Consider the following 20,219-nt stretch of genomic DNA (forward strand, 5'->3'; position numbering starts at 1 on the left):
ATGCACCAGAGGAAAGGATTCACAAACCAAAATCCTGACTGACTGCTCAAAGCCGGCCATGATTTTTAGTGATACCGTTATCTCTTTAAATCAAGAATCACTCCCACTCAATAGTGGCCGGTGGCTTGCTGGACACATCGTAGGTCACTCGGGAGACCCGGTCGATCTCATTAATGATTCGGTTGGATACTTTCTCCAACAATTCATAAGGCAGATGAGCCCAGCGAGCAGTCATAAAATCAATGGTTTCAACAGCACGCAGTGCAATCACATACTCGTAACGACGACCATCGCCCACAACACCAACCGACTTCACTGGCAGGAATACCGCAAACGCCTGACTGGTTTTGTGGTACCAACCCGCTTCACGAAGCTCATGAATGAAAATGGCATCCGCACGACGCAGGATTTCCGCGTATTCCTTCTTCACTTCGCCAAGAATACGCACACCAAGACCCGGCCCCGGGAATGGGTGGCGATAGACCATATCGTAAGGCAGACCAAGCTCAAGACCGATCTTCCGAACTTCGTCCTTAAACAGTTCGCGAAGCGGCTCCACCAGCTCCATCTTCATATCTTCTGGCAAACCACCCACATTGTGGTGAGATTTGATCACATGGGCCTTACCCGTCTTCGAGCCAGCAGACTCAATAACATCCGGATAAATCGTTCCCTGGGCCAGAAACGCAATGTTATCCAGCTGACTGGAATGCTCATCAAATACTTCGATAAATGAGTTACCAATAACCTTGCGCTTTTCTTCCGGATCCTGAACACCTTTCAGGCGACCAAGAAACAGTTCTTCGGAATCCGCACGAATCACGCGCACACCCATGTTTTCTGCAAACATGGACATAACCTGATCGCCTTCATTCAGACGCAGCAGGCCGTTATCGACAAACACGCAGACCAGCTGATCACCAATAGCCTTATGCAGCAGTGCTGCCACTACGCTGGAATCAACACCACCAGAAAGACCAAGCAGCACTTTCTGATCGCCCACTTGTTCACGAACTCGTGCGATGGCGTCATCAATAATCTGACCCGGGGTCCACAGCTTTTGACAGCCCGCAATGTCCACCACAAAACGCTCGAGGATTCGTAAACCCTGGGCAGTGTGAGTCACTTCCGGGTGGAACTGAACACCGTAAAACTGCTTCTCTTCGCAAGCCATCGCAGCAATAGGGCATGAAGGCGTCGAGGCCGCTACCACGAACCCTTCAGGAATCGCACTGACTTTATCGCCATGGCTCATCCAAACATCCAGGCTTAGTTTTCCGCCTTCACCGACATGGTCTTCAATGCCATTAAACAGGCAGGTTTTGCCTTCCAGATCCACCCGGGCATAACCAAATTCGCGCAAATCAGAAGTGCTGACCTTTCCACCCAGCTGCTCAGCCATGGTTTGCATGCCGTAACAGATGCCCAGCACCGGAATCCCAAGATTCAATACCAGTTCGGAGGCTCTCGGAGAATCCTCGCCAGTCACAGATTCCGGGCCACCGGAGAGAATCACCGCCTTTGGTGCAAAAGCCTGAATATCCTCATCGGACATATCCCAAGGGTGCAATTCACAGTAAACCCCGATTTCACGAACCCGACGGGCAATCAACTGAGTGTATTGGGAACCAAAATCAAGAATAAGAATACGGTCGGAATGGATGTCCTGGGACATGATAAATCTTCATCCTTTGTTCAGAGGCTCACATGAGCATTCTGAATATGAGCTTTTTAGATACAAACAACCGGGTCAACTGCCCGGCTGAAAGTATCAACAATAATTACGGTGCGACTCAGCGAACGCGATAGTTCGGTGCTTCTTTAGTAATTGTCACATCGTGCACATGGGATTCCGCCATGCCCGCATTGGTCACGCGGACAAACTCAGGCTTGGTTCGCATGGCATCCATATCCGCAGAACCGGTGTAACCCATAGCAGCACGCAGACCACCCACCATCTGATGGATAATGGCGTGCAGAGGCCCTTTGTAAGGCACACGTCCTTCAATACCCTCAGGAACCAGCTTCTCAGTGCCCTCTTCCGCGCTCTGGAAATAACGATCACTGGAACCAGACGCCTGAGACATGGCGCCTAAAGAACCCATACCGCGATAAGCCTTGTAACTACGACCCTGATAAAGCTCCACTTCACCCGGCGCTTCTTCAGTACCGGCCAGCATACTGCCCAACATCACTGTGCTGGCACCGGCCACAATGGCTTTCGCCAAATCACCGGAGAAACGAATGCCACCGTCCGCAATGACAGGAACGCCTGTTCCCTTCAGCGCTTCAACCACATTGGCCACCGCACTGATTTGCGGCACACCAATGCCGGTAACGATGCGGGTAGTACAAATCGAACCCGGACCGATGCCCACTTTAACCCCGTCAGCACCGGCTTCCACCAGCGCTTTACCAGCAGCACCAGTGGCAATATTGCCGCCAATAACCTGAACCTGCGGATAGGTTTCCTTCACCCACTTAACCCGCTCAATCACACCGCGGGAATGACCATGAGCCGTATCCACAATAATCACATCAACGCCCGCAGCCACCAGTGCTGAAACACGCTCCGGTGTTTCAGGGCCGGTACCAACCGCTGCACCGACAAGAAGCTGCCCCTGAGCATCTTTTGCTGCATTAGGATACTTCTGGGCTTTTTTGATGTCTTTAACCGTCATCATGCCCGTCAGGCTGAACTGATCATCCACCACCAGCACCTTTTCAATACGGTGCTTGTGCAACAGCTTTCTCACTTCTTCCGCATCAGTGCCTTCTTTCACTGTCACCAGACGATCTTTCTGGGTCATGATGTCAGAAACGGGCTTATCCAGATTTAAAACAAACCGAACATCCCGGCTCGTTACGATACCGACCAGATCAGTACCTGAAAGCACCGGAACACCGGAAATATTATGATGGGTCGTCAGCTCTAGCAGTTCGCGAACCGTCGCACTGGCATCAATGGTGATTGGGTCTTTCACCACACCACTTTCATGCTTTTTAACTTTACGGACTTCCACGGCCTGCTGTTCAGCCGTCATGTTTTTATGGATAATACCAATACCGCCTTCCTGCGCCATGGCAATTGCCAGTGACGCCTCGGTTACCGTATCCATCGCCGCAGAGATCAGCGGAATATTCAGCTCAATATCTCGAGTCAGTTTGGTTTTCAGCTGGACATCTTTCGGGAGGACTTCGGAGTAGCCGGGCAGAAGGAGGACATCGTCGAAGGTGAGTGCATCTTGTGCAATTCTCAGCATTGCCTGTTTCCAAGAGTTGATGGTAAAAGCGGGTAAAAAATTCGGACAAGTATATCTCACAACATCCCTTCAGCTAAACCACTATTTCAGGCAAAATGGTAAAAATCTGATTCCCTTGCCGAGCATTCTTAATGCATCACTTTACCGACGCCCCATCCTCTCACGCTGAAACGCCTGCCAAACCGTTATCCGTTTCGGAGTTGAACGGTAAAGCCCGGCGACTGCTGGAAATGAGTTTCAATAATGTGCGGGTAGAAGGGGAAATATCGGGCTTGGCTCGCCCAAGCTCCGGCCACTGGTATTTCACCTTAAAAGACAAACAGTCCCAAATTCGCTGCGCCATGTTCAAAAACCGGAATCAGGCTCTGAAATTCACCCCCACCGAAGGCATGCTGCTTCTGATCAGAGGTCGGGTCAGCCTGTACGAAGGCCGTGGTGATTATCAGTTGCTGGTCGAACACATGGATCACGCCGGCACCGGTGATCTGCAAAAAGACTTTGAAGTGATGAAGGCCAAACTGGCCGCTGAAGGCTTATTTGATATTGATCGTAAAAAACCACTGCCTGAACACCCAAAGCATATTGGCGTCATTACCTCTCCGACGGGCGCCGCCATTCGGGATATTCTCACCGTTCTGAAACGACGCTTTCCATCCATTCCGGTCACCGTGATCCCAAGCTCAGTACAGGGGGATTACGCGAAACAGGAACTGGTGAATGCCATCAAACTGGCCGAAGCTGCCAATCAATTTGATGTCCTGATCGTAGGTCGTGGCGGCGGCTCATTGGAAGATTTATGGCCATTTAACGAAGAAATCGTCGCCCGCACCATCGCTGAATGCAGTATTCCAATCGTCAGCGCCGTGGGGCATGAAATCGACTTTACCATTGCCGATTTTGTTGCCGACCTCCGGGCAGCCACACCTTCCGCGGCTGCTGAAATCCTGAGCCCTGATCGACAGGCCATACTGAACCAGCTGTTTCTATTTCAGCGCAAGCTAAACACGATGGTTCGGCACAAATTGATTCTGAGCAGCAAAGAGCTTGATAGCATTAAAGGTCGGCTTCGCCACCCTGGCGAACGTTTAAGAGACAGCGCCCAGCGACTGGACGATTTGGAAATACGGCTCAAGCAAGCAATGACACTTCAGCTGGAAAGATCGAATTCACGATTAAGCCGCATTCAGGAACGCACGGAACGATGCAACCCAATTTTTCAGCTGGAATCTCTGAAAGGTAAAAATGAACGACTGGAACAGAAACTGATTCAGTTGACATTGAACCAGCTTGAAAAACGCAGCTTCAAACTGGAAAAAGCATCCGGTGAATTAAATGCAGTGAGCCCTCTGGCCACTCTTTCCCGAGGTTACTCAATCACGTTACGGGACAGTACTATTATTAGAGACAGCCAACAGTTGAAGGAGGGAGACCTCATCACTACGCGTTTTCATAAAGGAGAAGCTCTTTGTAAAATCGAAAAACTCGTTAGTTGATTCGAACACTAAATTCCGCAGACTGAAGTTTAAAATGAATCGCGTGCCAAATACTGTCAGCATCTGGCTCAGTCGAGAACACCTGAAGCTTTAGATCTACAGGAAAGAAGAAATGGTCGCCAAGCCTGATCATACCTCCCCTCCTTCGGAGGGGCATGACCGATAAGCAAGCAACCCGATTGCAACAACTCCAGACTTCTGAAGTATTTTAATCAGCACTTCCAGCTCACCAGGCAATACATCCGATATGTCATCCAACAACTGCCTTTAAGAAACAGCTCAACCTTAACGCTTGGTTTTTCTCTTCTCCTTGGCAAACTGCGCTGTTTTTTCAACGCGACGCTTGCGATGGGCTTGTCGCTGATCCGCTTCTTTTACTTCAGCATACGGGTTATCGCCGGAACGGAATTCAATCCGGATCGGAGTTCCCATAATCTTCAGTACTTTGCGGAAGGTGTTTTCAAGGTATCGACGATAAGCGGAAGGCACTTTCTCCGTCTGATTACCGTGAATAATAATGGTCGGCGGGTTCATCGCACCGGCATGGCAGTAACGAAGTTTGATACGACGATTGTTCACCATTGGCGGCTGATGCTCTTTTACCGCATCTTCCAGAATACGGGTCAGACGGTTAGTAGACAGCTTGCTAGTCGCCGCTTCATAAGCTTCTTCAATGGAATCATAAAGATTGCCCACACCGGTGCCATGCATCGCAGAAATGGTATGAATACGGGCATAATTAATAAAACCAAGGCGACGGTTCAGCTCTTTTTTAACATCTGCTCTTTGCTGTTCCTGCATTCCGTCCCATTTGTTCAGCGCGATGACGACAGCTCGACCGGCATCCAAAACAAAGCCAAGCAGATGGAGGTCTTGCTCAACAATCCCTTCCCGGGCATCCAGCACCAGAACCACTACATTGGCGTCTTCAATGGCCTGCAGGGTTTTGATCACAGAGAATTTTTCAATGGATTCAGACACCTTGCCACGACGGCGCACACCCGCCGTATCAATCAGTGTGTAATCCTGACCAAAGCGCTCGTAAGGGATATAAACACTGTCACGGGTGGTTCCCGCTTCGTCGTAAACAACGACTCGGTCTTCGCCCAGCAGACGATTCACCAATGTTGATTTACCCACATTAGGGCGACCAACAATACCAATCTTGATGCCTCTGGCCTTAGCGGGCTCATTCTCATCGGCTACATATTCTTCCACACCCGTGCAGTCAAACAGCACATCCTCAATCATATTGCTGACGCCGCGACCATGAACCGCCGCAATATGAAAAGCAGAACCAATACCCAGAGAAGCGAAATCGGTTTCTGCCTGTTCGGCATCCACACGATCCACCTTGTTGAGAACCAGGTGATATTTTTTACCCTGCTTTCGAAGATGCAGCGCGATCATTTCATCAGCAGCAGTCAGTCCTGCCTTGGCATCCACCAGAAACAAAACGACATCAGCCTCAGTGATTGCCGTCAGGGACTGCTCTGCCATCGCGGAGTCAATACCTTCCTCATCACCGGAAATACCACCTGTATCAATGACGATATAGGGATGAGAGCCAACTTTGCCCTCACCATACTTCCGATCCCGGGTCAGCCCAGCCACGTTGGCAACAAGAGCATCCCTGGATCGGGTGAGACGGTTAAACAGGGTGGATTTGCCAACGTTAGGGCGACCCACCAGGGCAATTACAGGAACCATATTTATTTACCACAACAATGTAAAACGGGCTGAACCCGGTAAAGGTTCAGCCCGACAGCGCATTTTTCCAGCTAGAAGACCGAATCAGTCTAAAGACTTTTCCTTCAGAGCCATCAGCTCACCTTCTGCAGTCAAAACAAACATCAGATCATTATCCACCAGCGGCTGAGCCTTGATAGCGGATGAACCTATTTTAAAACGTCCAGCCTGACTACCGTCCAGCTGAGACATCAGGTGCAGATAACCTTCGCTGTCACCAACCACCACATAACTACCGAAAGCCGCCGGGGCAGATAAACGACGATATTCAAAATCTTCCTGGCGCCAGTTTACAGCACCACTTTTTTGATCAATGGAACTAAGATAGCTTTCTTCACTGGTCAGGTACACGGCACCATAACCATCAGCCATACCTTTATAGCTGGACAGCTCTTTAGACCAGCGCACACGGCCACTGTAAAGATCCATCGCCGCTACATTACCCTGATAGCTATCAAAGAAAATCACATTATCCAGAATCAGAGGTGCGCCTTTAATATCTACCATGCGCTCCAGTTCGGTACTGCCTCTTGGAACAGAAACCCGAGAACTCCACAATGGCGCACCGTTTTCCAGACGGAAGGCCTTCGCCTCACCACTGGCAAATCCGGCAAACACCGCTTCACGGAACATCACCGGCTCAGAAGAACCTCTCAGAGTTAAAGCAGGCTGCAACGCTTCCTGACGCCACAGATATTTACCGGTATCCGCATCCAGAACGGTTAAGCGATCATCAATACTCTGAACAGCCACATAAATACCATCGGTGACAGGTGCACTGAGAATTTCACTGCTTACCCGTGAACGCCAGAGTTCAGCACCATTTTCCTGATCCAGAGCAATGACTTCACCATCCAGCGTTCCCAACAATACCTTGCCGTAATAAGCACTGACACCACCGCCGACGTGAATATCGTCAAGCTCGGTTTTCCAAAGCTGCTTACCGGTATCACGCTCAAAGGCATAAACGGAACCTTTGGAACCCGCAGCAAATACCTTGTCACCATCAACGGCAGGCTTCAGATTTTCAAAACGATTTCCAACCCCTTTACCGGCTCCTCGGGACCAGACTTCCGTGAGCTCGACCCTTTCATCACTGATCGACTGGAGAGGTTTAGGAGCTCTGACCTCCTCTTCATCCGATGAAAAGATACTGCATGCAGAGAGACTCAGCACAACCAGAAGTGCAACACTGCCCCTAAACAACTTCTCCATTACATTATCCCTCTTGTTCTGAAGACTTCTGTTCATTTGACGAGATCGGCGCCATTGCTGCCAGATCGTCCAGTTTCAGCTGCAGCAGCGGTCGGTTCTGACCATTTTCGCGAGCTGCATCCACCGCGGTCTGATAAGCCTGTCCCGCCTTGACCCGGTCGCCCAGCGCCAACCAGGCATCACCTTTGACAGATTCAACCGTTGCCTGATAGGTTTTTTCAGATGTTAGACCGGTTAACAAATCCAGTGCTTTCTGGCCATTTTCACCGGACTCTGCCAACAGAACCCGTGCAAGACGAAGTGTCGCCATGGTGTTAACTTCCGGAGCCGGCTTCTGGGCAAGCACCCATTCCAGAGACGCTCTTGCTGCCTCGAGCTGACCATCCTGAACCTGCTGCTGTGCAAGGAACAGCGTGGCAAATGCTGCATACTGACTGTCTTCGAAGTCACTCTGCAGAGTCGTCACCAAGTGGTTAACGGTGGCTTTCTGCTCCTCAGTCAATGACTGAAGAGACAATGCCGCCAATTGGTTTTGCTGATCAACCTGAACCGTATCCAGCAGGTTCTGATAAAGCGATGACGCTTCAGCAATCTGCTGGCTCTGGGTTTTCTGCCAGTATTTGTAACCAGACACAGAGGCCAGCGTAATAGCTACACCCAGAATCACGGGCTGGCCATAATCCTTCCATAGGTTTTTAAGCAGTTGTACCTGCTCGTCATCAGATTGGTAACTCACCCTTTACTCCTGATCTTTTTCTCAAAACAGCCAAGGTACTCAGAGCACCTTACTGCAAAATGCTTTTTAGAAATCCTGCAACTTCAGACAGTGGCAGTTGCTGCTGAGCTTCATCCGCTCTCAAGGACTTAATCGTTGCAGTGCCGGCCTGCAACTCATCTTCCCCTATAATCAGCGCATACTTTGCACCACTGCGATCAGCGCGCTTCATTTGAGCCTTGAATCCACCGCCGCCACAATTCATAAGGATTTTAAACTGTGGAAGCGCATCACGTAAACGCTCGACGACAGGTAGCGCTTTATTACCGATACCATCTCCAACAGCAACAACGGTGACATCCACCTGATTATTCACTGTTTCTGGCAGCAGCTGGAGCGTTTCCAGCATCAGGATAAGCCGTTCCATACCCATGGCAAAACCAACACCTGCGGTCGGCTTACCACCCAGCATTTCAACCAATGCATCGTACCGGCCACCGGCACACACCGTACCCTGTGAACCAAGACTTTCTGTTATCCACTCAAAAACCGTGCACCCATAATAGTCCAACCCACGAACCAACTTGGTATTGACCCGATAGGAAACCCCAGCTTCATCCAGAACTTTCTTTAAATCTTCAAAATGGTTCCGGGATTCTTCATCAAGATAGTCAAACAATTCAGGGGCATCAGCCACAATTTTCTGTGTACCGGCATCTTTACTATCAAGGATTCTTAATGGGTTGATGGTTAAACGACGACGACTGTCTTCGTCCAAATCCGCTTCATACTGAGACAAATAGGCAACCAGCGCCTCACGGTAACGCAGACGGGATTCCTGGGTACCCAGCGTATTTAGTTCCAGAGTAACGTGCTCGGTTAATCCCAACTGTTGCCAAAGGCGAGCGGTCATCAGAATCAACTCAGCATCAATATCCGGACCAACCATTCCGTAGGCTTCAACACTGATCTGATGAAATTGGCGGTAGCGCCCTTTTTGTGGACGCTCATAACGGAACATTGGACCAGACGTCCAGAGACGTTGAATCTGATTATAGAGAAGACCATTCTGGATGCCCGCACGAACGATGGATGCAGTTGCTTCAGGGCGAAGAGAAAGCTTTTCACCGTTACGGTCTTCAAAGGTGTACATTTCTTTTTCGACGATATCGGTGCCCGTACCAATACCGCGGCTGAACAATGCAGAACTTTCAGCGATAGGAACCCGGATTTCCTGGTAACCGTAGGTTCCAAGCACGGATCTCACCTGTTGCTCAAGATATTGCCAGGCTGGTGTCTGTTCGGGAAGAATGTCATTCATTCCCCGGATGGCTTGAAGCTGTTTGCCCAAACTGAAGATCCTTTAACTGAAACAGTCAGGGTAGCCATTCATGGTATCGAGGTGATATCAAGGTCAACGGTAGGGCTACCCAGACTGACAAATCGCAAAAATTGAGCAACTATACCCGCTGACACCTTATAATGACAATCCCGAAAGGAGTAAGCTCCGGCAATCTTCTAATAAAAGAGCTTCAGACACTCAGCCCTGCTCATTAACCTTAAGTTGAATACTGGCCACTCGGGAACGGGATTGAGGATTTGATACTGTGTCACCAGCAAAAACAATTTGATCAACCGCTGGCGAGTTACCAAAACGCACATTCACCGGGGGAAGAACCTGAAGATCAATAGCAGTGCCTGATTGCTGAACACTGGAAACGATAATTTTGCCTGTTGCATCTGTCACCTCGACCCAGCACTCTCCTTTGAAACTGATCATCAGACTTTTCATCAGCCCATCAGGTTCAGCTGCTTTCGACGCTTCTGTAGCTGGCGTTATATGATCCGTTTCAGGGAGAATATTTGTCGTTTCTTCAGAAGGCTCAACCAACTCAGGCTTTTCAGTCACTATCGTTTCCGAAGGTAAGGCCTGCGCGTTTACAGGCTCAGAGATGGCTAAAGAAGCATCCTCTGCATTTATACTTTGTTCTGAAACAACTGCACTGGAAACTTCAGGCTTTAACCAGTTATTCCAGAGAAAATAACTCAAGCCTCCAAGCGATATCACAAGAACCAAGATCAAGGCATTCGCTGGCGAAGGTGTTGAATGGGCCCTGAGGGGCTTGATGGTTTTTTCAACCTCCAACTTCAACACTTCTTCGCCTTGACCAGAGATGTAATGATCATAAGCTGCAGCCAGTCCATCACCACTCAAACCCAAAATCTTGGCATAATTACGAAGATAACCACGAACAAAAGTAGACTGAGGAAGCTCGGTATAATCGTCACTCTCCAAAGCCCGCACATAGGTTTCTGTAATTTTCAACGCCAGAGCAGCATCAGCAATACTCATCCCCTGACTTTCTCGAGCTTGTAGCAGTTGAGCACCGGGCAGCAATGCCCGGTTCAATTCTTCTTGCAGAGAATCCTGATCACTCATATCCCAATTGACTCCGATATTGCTGTAGCTCCTTCGAGCCGGGATACAATCGTTCTAAACGTAACGCATAGCTGGCCGCCTTGCCGTGAACTCCATTCACTGTCGCCAGCTGAATGCCCAGCAATAACGCCCTGGCATTTTGCCCTGCTGACTCATCAAAGGCCTGATAATATCGCCAGGCCTTATAATTATCCCCTTCTTCCTTGTAGATTTCGGCCAATTCAAGATTTGCCCGGGACGAACCATTATTCAGCCTGAGCGCTCGTATAAAGTGCTTCTTAGCCAATGAGGTTTTACCTAGCTGCAAGGCTACCACACCCGCGCTCTCGAAAATCCGGCTTCTCTCAGAATAACCTACATCTCTTGACGCCAATTCAAACTGTTCATAAGCGTCTTCCAAACGGTTTTTCGAAAAAAGAAATACACCGTAATTGTTGCGTATATCTGATGCACTCGAATCAATTGCCAATGCCCTTTTAAAGGACTCTTCAGCCAGTTGGTCTTCACCCTGTCGCTGGTATGTCACACCGAGCACACCATAAACACTGGCCGAATTCGGCTCTATTTCCAACGCTCTTTCTAAAGGTTTCACTGCTTTTTCAGTGAAACCTTCCTGAAGATAACCTTTGGCAAGATTCATATAATCCACCACAGCCCGATCCCCATCAAGAGGGCGGGCACTGGTCGACACGCAGCCTGTCAATATCTGTGATGAAGCGCACAACAATACAACAAGCTTTAAACGGAGTCTTAATCGGCTCCCCATTCTCTTCCCCAAAAAAATCGGATTTTTATAGCTGTCTGGCAGCAATGTGTCGTTCACTTCGGCGGGTCTTATCCATGACATTCCCCACCAGCTGACCGCAGGCGGCATCAATATCATCGCCACGGGTTTTTCTCACTGTCACGTTGTACCCGGCCAACTGAACACGCTCCTGAAAACGTCTGATGGCATTATTACTTGGTCTTTCATACCCGGAATGTGGAAATGGGTTGAAAGGAATCAAGTTTATCTTACAAGGAACGTCTTTTAATAATACAACCAACTGATCGGCATGTTCAGGCTGATCATTCACACCGGCAAGCAGCGTATATTCGATCGTAACCACACGCTTGCTGTCCGTCAAACTGTTCATGTAATGATGAATAGCATCCAGCAACTGATCTAGGGGATATTTGCGGTTAATCGGCACCAATGAGTTACGAAGTTCATTATTAGGCGCGTGCAGGGAAACCGCCAAAGACACGTTGGAAACTTCAGACAGCTTTCTCAGTGCGGGAACAACACCAGAGGTACTCAACGTCACACGTCGCTTGGATAAGCCATAACCCAGATCGTCCATCATCAGGTCCATGGAATCCACGACGTTATCAAAATTCATCAATGGTTCACCCATGCCCATCATCACCACATTGGTAATAGAGCGATCCATTTTTGCGGGTACATTGTTAAAGTGGCGAGCAGCGATCCAGACCTGACCGATAATCTCAGCCACCGTCAAATCAGAGTTAAAGCCCTGCTTACCGGTAGAGCAAAAGCTGCAGTCCAGAGAACAACCGGCCTGAGAGGAAACACACAGGGTGCCACGACCATTTTCAGGGATAAAAACAGTTTCAACACAACTTCCACTGGCAACTCGAACCACCCATTTACAGGTGCCGTCTTCAGAAAAATGGCTGCTGACCACTTCCGGGCCACGGATTTCAGCCGTTTCGTTCAAACGCTCACGAAGGGATTTGCTGATATTGCTCATATCATCGAAGTTATCTACCCGATGATGATGAACCCACTTCAACACCTGCTCTGCGCGAAATTTTTTCTCGCCAATGCTTAGAAAGAAGGCTTCCATTTTTGCTCTGGAAAGCCCCAACAAATTCACTTTTTCTGCATTCGCAGTAGATTCAGCCAGTTCAACGGCTTGATCGATAGAAGACTCGATCAATTCAGACATTTTAATACCTCAAAGCCACCAGTAAGTCTCCCCACTGATGGCTAATGTTTAACACCCGGTTTTAAAACCCGTAAACTGACTGCTCAGTTCGATTAACGGGTTCTTGGGCAAATTTCATCACTTTCAAAAAAGTAAGCAACTTCACGCTCTGCCGACGCAACGGAGTCAGAGCCGTGAACCGCATTCTCATCAATCGTTTCAGCGAAGTCTGCGCGAATAGTACCTACCGCCGCTTCTTTAGGGTTGGTTGCCCCCATCAGGTCACGATTCAGGACAACTGCATTATCGCCTTCCAGCACAGACACTACCACAGGGCCCGACGTCATAAACGCCACCAGATCTTTATAAAATGTGCGCTCTTTGTGCTCAGCGTAAAAACCACCAGCCTGTTCATCAGAAAGATGAACCATTTTGGTAGCAACAATGTTCAGGCCTGCATCTTCAAAACGTGCAAGGATTTTACCGACGACACTCTTGGCTACTGCATCAGGTTTTATAATGGATAACGTGCGTTCTACCGCCATTATGATCTCCAGATTGTCATTTTGTGCCCTTTCGGGATTATTATTACTTATGAAAAATGTACGATTCTCTCAGCGTCCCTTGCTGGAGTTGAGCAGTATTCTATACAATCGTGCCGCAAGTGTCAGTTTTTTCTGCCATTTGTTACCAGTAAACACCATTTAACAACAAGCAGAAAACGACGTTTACCCTTCCGCCTCTTCCATCCAGGCCATTTGAATAGCCTCCAGGATTTTTTCTCCGCAACGATCCGGATCATCCTCAAAACCATCAAGAGAAATAACCCAGCTCCTCAAGTCCACAAAATTCACAAACTTTGGATCAACCTCAGGATGCGCTTCGTATAACTCGATGGCTATATCATAAACATCTGTCCACGTTAGAGACATAACACCTGCTCCTGGCTTCTACCTAATAGTGCGCTGCCCGAATACCCTATTCAGACAGCGCACAAAAATCAATGGCGTTCAGAAACTTGGTTAATGGTGTAGCGCGGAATTTCAACCACAAGATCTTCATCCGCGACCACCGCCTGACAACTCAGACGGGATTCATGCTCCAACCCCCAAGCCTTGTCGAGCATATCATCTTCCAGCTCATCGGCCTCCTCCATGCTCTCATACCCCTCACGAACGATCACGTGACAGGTCGTGCAGGCACAGGATTTTTCACAGGCATGCTCAATTTCGATGCCATTCTGCAGAGCGGCATCGCAAACAGTGATACCCGGTTCAACTTCAACCACCGCACCTTCCGGGCACAGCTCTTCATGGGGAAGGAACACAATACGAGTCATAATCAGAACTCCTCCAAATCATCTAACTTTTGTCCGGAAAGAGCCTTGCGAATTCCTTCATTCATTCGACGGGCAGCAAATTCTTCACTGGACTTACCAATACGTTCAATTTCACGGGTGATGGATTTCGCATCACCGATTTCACGCTGCTCTCTAAGAGCAACAAGATCCGCCTGCAACGCTTCAAACTCAGAAGCACTCAACAGCAGTTTACCGTCTTTTGCCAACGCGACATCCAAGGCACCAATGACACGATCCGCTTCTACCTGCTGCTCGCGAAGCGCCCGGGCATCACGATCATCGCCTGCATATTCGAAAGAATCCTTCAACATACGGGAAATATCACCATCACTGAGACCGTAAGATGGCTTCACTTGAATACTGCTTTGCACCCCAGTGGAAAGCTCTTCTGCACTAACATTGAGCAAACCATCCGCATCCACCTGAAAGGTCACACGAATCTTTGCACCGCCAGCAGGCATGGGTGGAATGCCTCGCAATTCAAACTGAGCCAGGGAGCGATTATCACGAATTAATTCCCGCTCACCCTGAAAAACATGAACCGCCATGGCCGTTTGACCATCTTTGTAGGTGGTAAATTCCTGGGCTCTACTGACGGGAATGGTCGTATTGCGATGAATGACTTTTTCCATCAAGCCACCCATGGTTTCCAAACCAAGGGACAATGGAATCACATCCAGCAGCAACATATCATCTGCCGATTTGTTACCTGCCAACACATTCGCTTGCAGGGCTGCACCCACCGCAACCACCCGATCAGGATCAATAGAGGTTAATGGCGGGCGACCGGTATATTCGTCCACCTTCTCACGAACCAGTGGCACTCGGGTAGAACCACCCACCATCACCACTTCTTCAATATCTTTTGCTTTCAGACCAGCATCCCGCAATGCACGTTTGAAAGCTCGCAACGTTTGTTCGACCAGGGGGGTAATCAAATCATCAAACTGCTGGCGAGATAATGCACCCACCCAATCACCAAAGCGAACGCCAACTTCGGACTGCCCGCTCAACGCCTCTTTAACTCGGCAGGCTTCAACAATAGACTCGCGCATCTGGCGAGCCGTCATCGATGCTTCATCAACACCTGCCTGCTCAAGAATCCAACGAACTACAGCACGATCGAAGTCATCTCCGCCCAATGCAGTATCACCACCAGTTGCCATCACTTCAAACACCCCTTTCTCCAAACGGAGAATCGAGATATCAAAAGTACCGCCACCCAGATCATAGACAGCAATGACACCTTCACCACCCTGATCAAGACCATAGGCGACAGCTGCCGCAGTGGGTTCATTCAATAGACGATAGACGTTTAACCCGGCAATTTTAGCCGCATCTTTTGTAGCCTGACGCTGAGCATCATCAAAGTAGGCAGGAACAGTGATGACGGCTCCATCCAGAGAGCCGCCAAGGGTTTCTTCTGCCCGGCCGCTCAGAGTGCGAAGAATTTCAGCAGACACCTCAACCGGACTGATATCACCACGGCGGGTCTGAATAAAGGGCATACCCTTATTATCGTTATCAGCGAACTGATAAGGCGAACCAAGGGAATCCAGATCGTCAAGACCCCGACCCATCATACGCTTAATAGAAATAATGGTATTTTCCGGATCTTCCGATGCCATTGCACGAGCATCGTAACCCACCTGGACGACAGAGTCTGCATACCTGACGACCGATGGCAACAGGTGCCGATTTTCAATATCAGCCAGCGTTTCAGCGGAACCTGAGCGGACCGTGGCCACCAGGGAGTTAGTGGTACCCAAGTCAATACCCACGGCACGTTTTTGCTGATGAGGTTCAGGAGCCTGTCCCGGCTCGGAAATCTGCAGTAACGCCATATCTGCCTCTTATATTCCTAGTTCGCTGCTTAATCCAGTAAGTCAGATTCAAGCGCTTCCAATTCAGCCGCCAGCTTTACCATGAACTGCATCTTTTTGACAACCGCTTCTGCCCGATCAAGATCTTCTTTTCCAGCAGATTGCCAGCACTGCTCAAAATGCAGTAGATAGTTATCAATATCGCCATCCACTCGAGCCATCAGTGACTCAAGTGCTTTTTCCGGATAGGCATCGGAACGAACCTCATCAACAGACTCACGAAGTTCCATCTGCTCCATAAGAAAGGCCGTATCCATGACCGTATTTCGTTCCATATCCACATCGCGACCAGCGAGCTTGAGAAGATAGATGGCTCGATTTAACGGCTGTTTCAAAGTATTAAACGCATCATTAACATGAGATGCATACTGAACAGCAAGCAACTGCTGTCGCTCATCATTGGCAAAACGATCCGGGTGCACTGCCCGTTGCAACACACGATATTGACTTGATAACGCTTTCAGATCCACCTGACAGGATACCGGCAGCCCAAAGAGTTCAAAATAATTCTTGGTCAAATCAAACACAGCAACACCACCAGACCTGTTAAAAATATGGCTCAACCTGCGTCAGCGGGATGAGCCATCATTCGAACCATCAATTTTCACATTTACCAAGACCAATGCGTCACGCATCAGCCAGCATCAACATTAAAACTTTCACCACAACCACATTCACTAGCTGCATTAGGATTGTTGAATTGCAATCCTTCATTCAAGCCTTCTTTTACGAAATCCAGCTCTGTGCCATTCAGATAAACCAGACTTTTCGGGTCAATAAATACTTTGACCTCATGATCTTCAAATACAAGATCACCGTCGTCAACTACATCGACAAACTCGAGAACATAAGCCATGCCAGAGCATCCAGATGTACGCACACCCAGACGAATACCGAGCCCTTTACCACGACGGGTAAGCTGACCTTGAATGTGACGGGCAGCCGTTTCAGTTACGGTAATTGCCATCAAATACTCCACTACTAACTGGAATACCCCCTATCCTATGACCGAGGGCATCCTGTTATTCCTCTTCTTACGACGTTTCCTGACCATCATGCTTAGCGCGATAATCATCAATCGCTGCCTTAATAGCATCTTCAGCCAGAACGGAACAATGAATTTTTACCGGTGGCAGTGCCAGCTCTTCGGCAATATCGGTGTTCCTAATTGTGGCCGCTTCATCGAGTGTTTTGCCTTTCATCCACTCTGTCGCCAGAGAGCTGGAAGCAATAGCCGAACCGCAGCCGTAAGTTTTGAAGCGGGCATCTTCAATGACACCATCGTCGTTCACCTGAATCTGCAGACGCATTACGTCACCACAGGCAGGCGCACCCACCATCCCGGTGCCGACATTTCCGGCTTCTTGATCCAGCTTGCCCACATTACGGGGGTTTTCGTAGTGATCAATGACCTTTTCGCTGTATGCCATTTTTCTCTCCTCCGAAGCCCTGCTATGCACAGCGCTTCATAATTCCTCAGTGTGCAACCCACTCAACCTTGCTCAGGTCGACGCCATCTTTGAACATATCCCACAGTGGCGACAACTCACGCAGCTTTTCTACCGCCACATGAATCTCTTTCACCGCATGATCTACTTCTTCTTCGGTAGTAAAGCGACCAAGACTGATTCTGAGAGAACTGTGTGCCAACTCATCACTTAATCCAAGAGCTCGCAGTACATAGGAAGGCTCAAGGCTTGCCGACGTACAGGCAGAACCGGAAGAAATAGCCAGATCCTTCAAGGACATCATCAGCGACTCGCCTTCAACAAAAGCAAAGCTGATATTCAGAATCCCTGGCACCCGCTGCTCAGCAGAACCATTAAGGTGAACTTCTTCCAAATCGGAAAACTGAGATAAAACACGTTTTTTCAACGCTGTCAGACGAACCGTTTCCGCATCCATCTCTTCTGCAGCAAGACGACAGGCTTCGCCCATGCCCACAATCTGGTGAGTTGCCAGCGTGCCCGAACGCATACCACGTTCATGACCACCGCCGTGCATTTGAGCCTCAAGGCGAATACGCGGCTTACGACGTACAAACAAGGCGCCAATGCCTTTAGGGCCATAAAGTTTGTGGGCAGAAATGGAAAGCAGATCAACCTTCATGGTTTCCATATTCAATGGAATTTTGCCGACACTTTGTGCCGCGTCCACATGAAAGATAATTTTACGAGCACGGGTAAGCTCGCCAATCGCTTCAATATCATTAATCACGCCAATCTCATTATTGACGTGCATCAAGCTGACCAGAATGGTGTCGTCGCGAAGCGCGTTTTCCACCATGTCCGGTGTAATCAAGCCATCACTGCCCGGCTCAAGATAGGTAATTTCAAAACCTTCTCTTTCAAGCTGACGACACGTGTCCAAAACCGCCTTATGCTCAATTTTGGAAGTAATAATATGCTTACCCTTTTTGCTATAAAAGCGGGCAACACCTTTGATAGCCAGGTTATCGGATTCTGTCGCGCCAGAAGTCCAGACAATTTCTCTCGGGTCTGCATGAATCAGGTCAGCCACCTGACGACGAGCGTTTTCAACAGCTTCCTCAGCACGCCAACCAAATAAATGGGAGCGGGATGCCGGATTGCCAAAATTACCTTCAAGCGAAAGGCACTGAATCATTTTATCAGCCACACGCGGGTCTACCGGCGTTGTTGCAGAATAATCGAGATAAATCGGTAATTTCATCTGGTACATCTCCAGGCGGTCAGTACGCTCAAAACCCTTGATTCGCATAGGGTGAAAATCATCATGCCGCCACACTGTTTCTCTTTGACTTTGCTTTTAGCGCGCCACAAGAGGTCTTATAAAATCGTGTCTACAGCAATTTTGTTATCTTGTTGCCCATCCTGACGATCAGCAACATTTTGCACTTCCCTGCGAGCAACCAGATCAGCGAGGCTAATCCCGTCAAGGAAGGTATGAATCTGTTCGCTCAAATCCTGCCAGAGATGATGAGTAAGACAGGTGACCCCCTGCTGACACCCACCAGCGCCCTTGCACTTGGTCGCATCTACCGATTCATTGACAGCATCAATCACTTGGGCGACATAGATGTCTTGCCCTTCGCGACTAAGCCGGTATCCGCCACCGGGGCCGCGCACACTGCATACCAGATCAGCCCTGCGAAGCTTCGCAAACAACTGCTCAAGATAAGACAATGATATTCCCTGACGCTCTGAGATATCCGCCAGTGAAACCGGACCCTGATCAATATGCAGAGCAAGATCCAACATGGCAGTGACTGCGTAACGCCCTTTGGTCGTTAATCTCATACAGCATCTCACTTGCTATTCAGACAGCGCTTCCACGTGTCGTAAACCCCCCAAACACTTTGAGCAGAGTATTGAGCCGCGACTCTCCAAGCAGCAAATTCAATATCTTAAAGCTCAAACTATAGGATGAAGTATGCAATACCTGAGTGTTTTAGTCAACTATTAAGCAGATGGGATTATTGCGGAAGAAAGTGCAGTTAGGACGGAATATCTTTGTTAGTTTAAATTCACAAACAGTCTAAACTATTGCCGGCATTCTATAGAATGCCAGCAATAGTTTCAAAGCCGATAACAAGATATTGATGTAGAAAGAATAAAATACAGTCGACTACCAGCAATCAGTTGAAATATTACCGTTGGCATCAGTACTGGTTTTGACATTTCTATGAGTCATAGTCAACGTCCTGCAGCTTTTGTCTGAGAACTGGGAGCTATTCGACGGCGCTGTCGCAGTTATGACAAAAGTATTATCTGTAGCTGTCATTGTAATTCTGTAGAACTTATTTTCGGAAACGCTGCCACCCAACTCACTTAAGTCGTTGGTGTATTTATTGTCATAGGTATAGATACGCTCCTGCTCTGCAGCGATACCAGCCAAGGTGATCTGAGCATCTGAGCGTCGGCTTTCCATAAGGTATTGTTGATCACTACTGTCCGGTTAAGCATAAACCAGCTCCAGACTCCCCTGATTCCGGGGTAAATTGGCTTCAATTCTATCCGGCGGATCACTGAATAATTCCAACAAAGAGCACCGACGGGTCAGGTTAAGACTGATTCTTCGGGCTATTTGCTGTAACGACAACGTGCAGGGTGTTGTGGTCTGGGCCAGGCGCAGCAGGAGGTAGGCAATCATTGCTATGAGCACCTGTATTTTTACTGCATTTTCACTGCG

At 48.8% G+C, this 20,219-nt stretch carries 20 protein-coding genes and 1 pseudogene; 1 reads left to right on the forward strand and 20 read right to left on the reverse strand.

The genetic code is table 11. The annotated features are described in order from the left end of the window. Positions 1-97: 97 nt before the first annotated feature. Both guaA and guaB read right to left on the reverse strand, forming a co-directional pair. The gene (guaA, locus tag AKL11_RS12195; protein ID WP_067517765.1) at positions 98-1,675 is read right to left on the reverse strand and encodes a glutamine-hydrolyzing GMP synthase; all 1,578 of its coding nucleotides are present in this window, start codon (positions 1,673-1,675) and stop codon (positions 98-100) included. Between the two features lie 118 nt (positions 1,676-1,793). After that, on the reverse strand, positions 1,794-3,263 hold the full coding sequence (gene guaB / locus AKL11_RS12200; RefSeq protein ID WP_067517767.1) for an IMP dehydrogenase: 1,470 nt from the start codon (positions 3,261-3,263) through the stop codon (positions 1,794-1,796). A gap of 131 nt (positions 3,264-3,394) precedes the next feature. On the opposite strand from guaB, the gene xseA reads away from it, so the two are divergent. Beyond that, on the forward strand, positions 3,395-4,756 hold the full coding sequence (gene xseA / locus AKL11_RS12205; RefSeq protein WP_067517769.1) for an exodeoxyribonuclease VII large subunit: 1,362 nt from the start codon (positions 3,395-3,397) through the stop codon (positions 4,754-4,756). A gap of 285 nt (positions 4,757-5,041) precedes the next feature. Here the strand turns inward: xseA and der are convergent, their stop codons facing one another. From der to AKL11_RS12295, 18 genes and pseudogenes are all read right to left on the reverse strand, one after another. Continuing rightward, a complete protein-coding gene (der, locus tag AKL11_RS12210) occupies positions 5,042-6,466 on the reverse strand; it encodes a ribosome biogenesis GTPase Der (protein ID WP_067517771.1) in 1,425 nt (474 codons plus the stop codon). Between the two features lie 84 nt (positions 6,467-6,550). Beyond that, positions 6,551-7,720: an outer membrane protein assembly factor BamB gene (bamB, locus tag AKL11_RS12215; protein WP_067517773.1), complete on the reverse strand. Its 1,170-nt coding sequence runs from the start codon at positions 7,718-7,720 to the stop codon at positions 6,551-6,553. A gap of 4 nt (positions 7,721-7,724) precedes the next feature. Next, positions 7,725-8,456: a YfgM family protein gene (locus tag AKL11_RS12220; RefSeq protein ID WP_067517775.1), complete on the reverse strand. Its 732-nt coding sequence runs from the start codon at positions 8,454-8,456 to the stop codon at positions 7,725-7,727. A gap of 49 nt (positions 8,457-8,505) precedes the next feature. Further along, positions 8,506-9,786, reverse strand: coding sequence for a histidine--tRNA ligase (gene hisS, locus AKL11_RS12225; protein WP_095210350.1), 1,281 nt, complete (start codon positions 9,784-9,786; stop codon positions 8,506-8,508). Between the two features lie 189 nt (positions 9,787-9,975). Beyond that, positions 9,976-10,875, reverse strand: a complete 900-nt coding sequence (locus tag AKL11_RS12230) for a RodZ domain-containing protein (protein ID WP_067517778.1) — start codon at positions 10,873-10,875, stop codon at positions 9,976-9,978. Further along, on the reverse strand, positions 10,868-11,722 hold the full coding sequence (gene pilW, locus AKL11_RS12235) for a type IV pilus biogenesis/stability protein PilW (protein ID WP_157673541.1): 855 nt from the start codon (positions 11,720-11,722) through the stop codon (positions 10,868-10,870). Before pilW ends, AKL11_RS12230 begins: the two co-directional genes overlap by 8 nt. After that, a complete protein-coding gene (gene rlmN, locus AKL11_RS12240) occupies positions 11,667-12,827 on the reverse strand; it encodes a dual-specificity RNA methyltransferase RlmN (protein WP_095210352.1) in 1,161 nt (386 codons plus the stop codon). Before rlmN ends, pilW begins: the two co-directional genes overlap by 56 nt. A gap of 92 nt (positions 12,828-12,919) precedes the next feature. Next, positions 12,920-13,351 (reverse strand): nucleoside-diphosphate kinase, encoded by a 432-nt coding sequence (gene ndk, locus AKL11_RS12245; protein WP_067517781.1) that lies wholly within the window; start codon positions 13,349-13,351, stop codon positions 12,920-12,922. A 183-nt stretch (positions 13,352-13,534) separates the two neighbouring features. Then, positions 13,535-13,738 carry a Fe-S cluster assembly protein IscX gene (iscX, locus tag AKL11_RS12250; RefSeq protein ID WP_067517783.1) on the reverse strand — a complete coding sequence of 68 codons (204 nt, stop codon included), beginning with the start codon at positions 13,736-13,738 and terminating at the stop codon, positions 13,535-13,537. A gap of 68 nt (positions 13,739-13,806) precedes the next feature. After that, the gene (gene fdx / locus AKL11_RS12255; RefSeq protein WP_067517785.1) at positions 13,807-14,145 is read right to left on the reverse strand and encodes an ISC system 2Fe-2S type ferredoxin; all 339 of its coding nucleotides are present in this window, start codon (positions 14,143-14,145) and stop codon (positions 13,807-13,809) included. A gap of 2 nt (positions 14,146-14,147) precedes the next feature. Beyond that, positions 14,148-16,010 carry a Fe-S protein assembly chaperone HscA gene (gene hscA, locus AKL11_RS12260; RefSeq protein ID WP_067517787.1) on the reverse strand — a complete coding sequence of 621 codons (1,863 nt, stop codon included), beginning with the start codon at positions 16,008-16,010 and terminating at the stop codon, positions 14,148-14,150. A gap of 29 nt (positions 16,011-16,039) precedes the next feature. Then, positions 16,040-16,612 (reverse strand): Fe-S protein assembly co-chaperone HscB, encoded by a 573-nt coding sequence (gene hscB / locus AKL11_RS12265; protein WP_253705198.1) that lies wholly within the window; start codon positions 16,610-16,612, stop codon positions 16,040-16,042. 71 nt (positions 16,613-16,683) lie between these two features. Next, positions 16,684-17,016 (reverse strand): iron-sulfur cluster assembly protein IscA, encoded by a 333-nt coding sequence (iscA, locus tag AKL11_RS12270; protein WP_067517789.1) that lies wholly within the window; start codon positions 17,014-17,016, stop codon positions 16,684-16,686. 67 nt (positions 17,017-17,083) lie between these two features. Next, positions 17,084-17,479, reverse strand: coding sequence for a Fe-S cluster assembly scaffold IscU (gene iscU / locus AKL11_RS12275; RefSeq protein ID WP_067517792.1), 396 nt, complete (start codon positions 17,477-17,479; stop codon positions 17,084-17,086). 46 nt (positions 17,480-17,525) lie between these two features. Then, positions 17,526-18,740 (reverse strand): IscS subfamily cysteine desulfurase, encoded by a 1,215-nt coding sequence (locus AKL11_RS12280; RefSeq protein ID WP_067518454.1) that lies wholly within the window; start codon positions 18,738-18,740, stop codon positions 17,526-17,528. Between the two features lie 116 nt (positions 18,741-18,856). Further along, entirely contained in the window at positions 18,857-19,327 is a 471-nt protein-coding gene (gene iscR, locus AKL11_RS12285; RefSeq protein WP_067517794.1) for a Fe-S cluster assembly transcriptional regulator IscR, read from the reverse strand. Positions 19,328-19,655: 328 nt separating this feature from the next. Continuing rightward, positions 19,656-19,958: a type IV pilin protein gene (locus AKL11_RS26635; protein WP_067517796.1), complete on the reverse strand. Its 303-nt coding sequence runs from the start codon at positions 19,956-19,958 to the stop codon at positions 19,656-19,658. A 27-nt stretch (positions 19,959-19,985) separates the two neighbouring features. Continuing rightward, positions 19,986-20,219, reverse strand: a pseudogene (locus tag AKL11_RS12295) (hypothetical protein); the annotation flags it as partial.

The organism is Endozoicomonas ascidiicola (assembly GCF_001646945.1).
GTDB classification, from domain to species: domain Bacteria; phylum Pseudomonadota; class Gammaproteobacteria; order Pseudomonadales; family Endozoicomonadaceae; genus Endozoicomonas; species Endozoicomonas ascidiicola.